This is a genomic window from Actinoplanes sp. NPDC051633, from assembly GCF_040681735.1.
Taxonomy (GTDB): domain Bacteria; phylum Actinomycetota; class Actinomycetes; order Mycobacteriales; family Micromonosporaceae; genus Actinoplanes.
The window spans coordinates 1-3520 of record NZ_JBFAZH010000823.1 but is presented as its reverse complement, the minus strand read 5'-3'; the positions used below and the strand labels follow the sequence as shown (position 1 = coordinate 3520).

Sequence of the window (3520 nt, the reverse complement as noted above, 5' to 3'; positions counted from 1 at the left end):
GTGCGCACCGTGGAGCGCGACATCGGCGCCCTGCAGCAGGCCGGCACGCCGATCTACGCCGAGGCCGGGCGCACCGGTGGCTACTGCCTGGACAAGGCGCGCACGCTGCCGCCGGTCAACCTGACGCCCGGCGAGGCCGTCGCGATGGCCTGTGCGTTGCAGCGGATGAGCGGCACGCCGTTCGACGGCGACGCCGGGTCGGCGCTGCGCAAGCTGGTCGCCGCCATGCAGGTCACCGACGCGGCCGCCGCCGCGTCCCTGGCGTCCCGGATCCACGTGGTCACCCGGCGCAACCGGGCCGCGCCGGTGCCGCGCGTGGTGGGCGACGCGGTCGCCTCCGGCCGGGTGCTGCGCATCCTCTACGGCGACCGCGAGGGCGCGGTGACCGAGCGCGCGATCGAGCCGCTGGGCTTCATCGACGGCTTCGATCAGTGGTATCTGCTGGCCTGGTGCCGCCTGCGCGAGGGCGTCCGGGCGTTCCGGACCGACCGCATCGCCCGGGCGACGGTGAGTGCCGAGATCCCCGAGCCGCGCACGCTGCGCGACGAGGATCTCGACATCCCGCCTCACCTGCTCAAGGCCCTGGAGCTCACCCCCGCGGCGGGGTGAAGACGCCGAAGCGGTTGCCCTGCGGGTCCAGCAGGTGCGCCCAGCTCAGCCCGCTCGTGTTCGTCGTCGCGGGCACCTCCACCTTGCCGCCGGCCGCCTCGACCTTGCGGCACGCCTCCGCGGTGTCGGCGACCAGGAGGAAGTAGGTGGAGTAGTTCGCCCGGGTGCCACCCACGCCGGTCACGCCGCCGCTCGGCGGCTCGCCGGGCCCGGTGACGACCATGCGGTAAGGCTTGCCGTCCGGCGAGATCGAGTCGTCGTCGATGAAGCTCCAGCCGAAGGCGTCGGTGTAGAAGCGCTCGGTGCCCTCGCGGTCGTCGGTGCCGATCTCGAACCAGGCGTTGCCGTTGAGTCCCATGATCTTCCCTTCTCGGTTTGTCCGTCGAGAGAGACCTTGCCGGAGCCCGGCGACACCCTCCTGTCGGTGTTTCCCGGGAATTACCCGTTAGCCTCGGGGAGTGAGCACCGCGCTTGTCGTCGAGAACGATCCGTCCGACCCGCCCGCCCGCCTGGGGGAGTGGCTCGCCGAGGCGGAGTTGCCGTTGACCGTGGTCCGGCCGCACGCCGGTGACGAGCTGCCCGAGACGCTCGACGAGTACCTGGCCCTCATCGTGATGGGCGGCGATCAGGATGCGTACCCGGCGCCGGACGGCACACCCGGGGCGCCGTGGTTCCCGCGGCTGGAGGGGCTGCTGCGCAAGGCGGTGCGCGGGCGCGTACCCACGCTCGGGGTCTGCCTCGGCGGCCAGCTGCTGGCCATGGCGCACGGCGGGCTGGTCGAGCGCAGCACCTCGGGCCCGGAGGTCGGGCCGGGGCTGATCGGCCGGCGCGACGCCGCCGACAAGGACCCGCTGTTCAAGTACGTCCCGCTGCTGCCGGATGTGATCCAGTGGCACCGCGACGAGATCACCGAGCTGCCGCTGAGCGCGGTGCTGCTGGCGGCCTCGAGCCGGTACCCGCACCAGGCGTTCCGGCTCGGCGACCGCGCCTGGGGCGTGCAGTTCCACCTCGAGTGCGACCTGCCCATGATCGAGCGGTGGGTGGCCTCGGACATGATGACCCTCGACGAGCTCGGCTACGACCCCGACGCCGTGATCGCCGCGACCGCGGCCGCGCTCGCCGACGTCGAGGAGGTGTGGCAGCCGTTCGCGGCCCGGTTCGCGGCGCTGGCACTGGGCACGCTGCCGGACGCCGACATCCCCAACCCCGGCACCGGCCGCACCCTCCCGCTCCTGGGTCACTGACGTGACCCGGCCCAGCCGCCTCGCCCGCTACGGCTTCGCCGACAACGGCGTCAAGGCGGCCGATCTGCTCGGCGCCGAGGGCCTGCGGCTGTGGGATGACGAGGCGCAGGGCCCGGTCGACACCGCGGCGGCGGAGCTGCTGCACGCCCTGTCCAAGGCGGCCGACCCGACCCTGACGATGCGCCAGCTGCACCGGCTGGTCGAGTCGGCCGAGCGGGCGGCGGCCAGGGCCAAGCAGGACGGCGCGGCCGAGGCGATCCTCGGCGCCCTCGCCGAGGACGTGGGACTGCGGCGGCGGCTGGTGGCGGTGCTCGGCGCGTCCTCGGCCCTGGGCGATCACCTGGTGGCCAACCCCGGCGAGTGGCGGGTGCTGGCCACCGGCCGGACCGGGTTGCCGCCGAACGCCGACGGGCACCTCGAGTTCGGCGACCCGGTCGGCGACTCCGCTTCGGATCAGGGTGGCGGTGGGACCTCGGACGGTCCGCCGACGGTGCCCGCGCTGCGGCGCGCGTACCGGGCGAGCCTGCTGCGCATCGCCGCCGCGGACCTGACCGGCGGCCGCGGCCTCGAGCCGACGATGAGCGCGCTCTCCCGGCTGGCCGACGAGACGCTGTCCGCGGCGTACTCGATGGCGGTGGCCGGCCTGAAGACCCCGCCGTCGCTCGCCGTCGTGGCGATGGGCAAATGCGGCGGGTACGAGCTGAACTATGTGTCCGATGTGGACGTCATCTTCGTCACCCGCGATGACGAGGGACTGAACGCCGCCACGACGGTCGCCGCGCGCCTGATCGAGATCTGCGGCCAGGTGGCGTGGCAGGTGGACGCGTCGCTGCGTCCCGAGGGCAGCCGTGGCCCGCTGGTCCGCACGCTGGCCTCGCACCAGGCCTACTACCGGCGGTGGGCGCGCACCTGGGAGTTTCAGGCGCTGCTCAAGGCACGCCCGGCGGCCGGCGACAAAGACCTCGCGACCGAGTGGATCGACGACCTGGCCCCGCTGGTATGGCACGCGGCCGAGCGCCCCGAGGCGGTCGCCGACGTCCGCGACATGCGCCGCAAGATCATCGAGAACGTCGCTCCGGACAAGGTGGATCGCGAGGTCAAGCGCGGGCCGGGCGGGCTGCGCGACATCGAGTTCGCGGTGCAGCTGCTGCAGCTCGTGCACGGCCGCATCGACGAGACGCTGCGGGAGCCGGGCACGCTGCCCGCGTTGCGGGCGCTGGTCGCCGGGGGCTATGTGGGCCGGCAGGACGGCGAGACGCTGCTGCGCGGCTACCGCTTCCTGCGCAGCATCGAGCACCGGCTGCAACTGCAGAACCTGAAGCGCACGCACACCGTTCCCGACGACCCCGACAACGAGCGGTGGCTGGCCGCGGCGCTGGGCTATGTCGCGCTGCCCGGGCGCGACGCCGTCGAGGCGTTCCGGTCCGACTGGGTGGGCCACGCCGCGCAGGTCCGGCGGTTGCACGTGAAACTGCTCTATCAACCGCTGCTGGAGGCGGTGGCCCGGGTGCCGGCCGAGGCGTTGCGGATGACGCCCGAGTCGGCCGGCAAGCGGCTCGAGGTGCTCGGCTTCGAGGACCCGGCCGGGGCGCTGCGCCACCTGCAGGCGCTGACCGGCGGCGTCACCCGCACCGCGGCGATCCAGCGCACCCTGCTGCCGATGCTGC

The 3520-nt window shown here is 73.7% G+C and carries 4 protein-coding genes; 3 read left to right on the top strand and 1 reads right to left on the bottom strand.

Annotated features, from left to right (window positions below; genetic code table 11):
- The coding region (locus AB0M20_RS32760) for a WYL domain-containing protein (protein WP_364304207.1) at positions 1-609 on the top strand (609 nt) is incomplete at its 5' end.
- Here AB0M20_RS32760 and AB0M20_RS32755 read toward each other — a convergent pair.
- Entirely contained in the window at positions 590-967 is a 378-nt protein-coding gene (locus AB0M20_RS32755) for a VOC family protein (RefSeq protein WP_364304206.1), read from the bottom strand. The genes AB0M20_RS32760 and AB0M20_RS32755 overlap by 20 nt on opposite strands.
- Positions 968-1067: 100 nt before the next feature.
- Here AB0M20_RS32755 and AB0M20_RS32750 point away from each other — a divergent pair, with 100 nt between their 5' ends.
- Both AB0M20_RS32750 and AB0M20_RS32745 read left to right on the top strand, forming a co-directional pair.
- Positions 1068-1853 (top strand): type 1 glutamine amidotransferase, encoded by a 786-nt coding sequence (locus AB0M20_RS32750; RefSeq protein ID WP_364304205.1) that lies wholly within the window; start codon positions 1068-1070, stop codon positions 1851-1853.
- Between the two features lies 1 nt (position 1854).
- Positions 1855-3520 (top strand): bifunctional [glutamine synthetase] adenylyltransferase/[glutamine synthetase]-adenylyl-L-tyrosine phosphorylase (locus tag AB0M20_RS32745; protein WP_364304204.1); only part of this gene is annotated, 1666 nt, incomplete at its 3' end.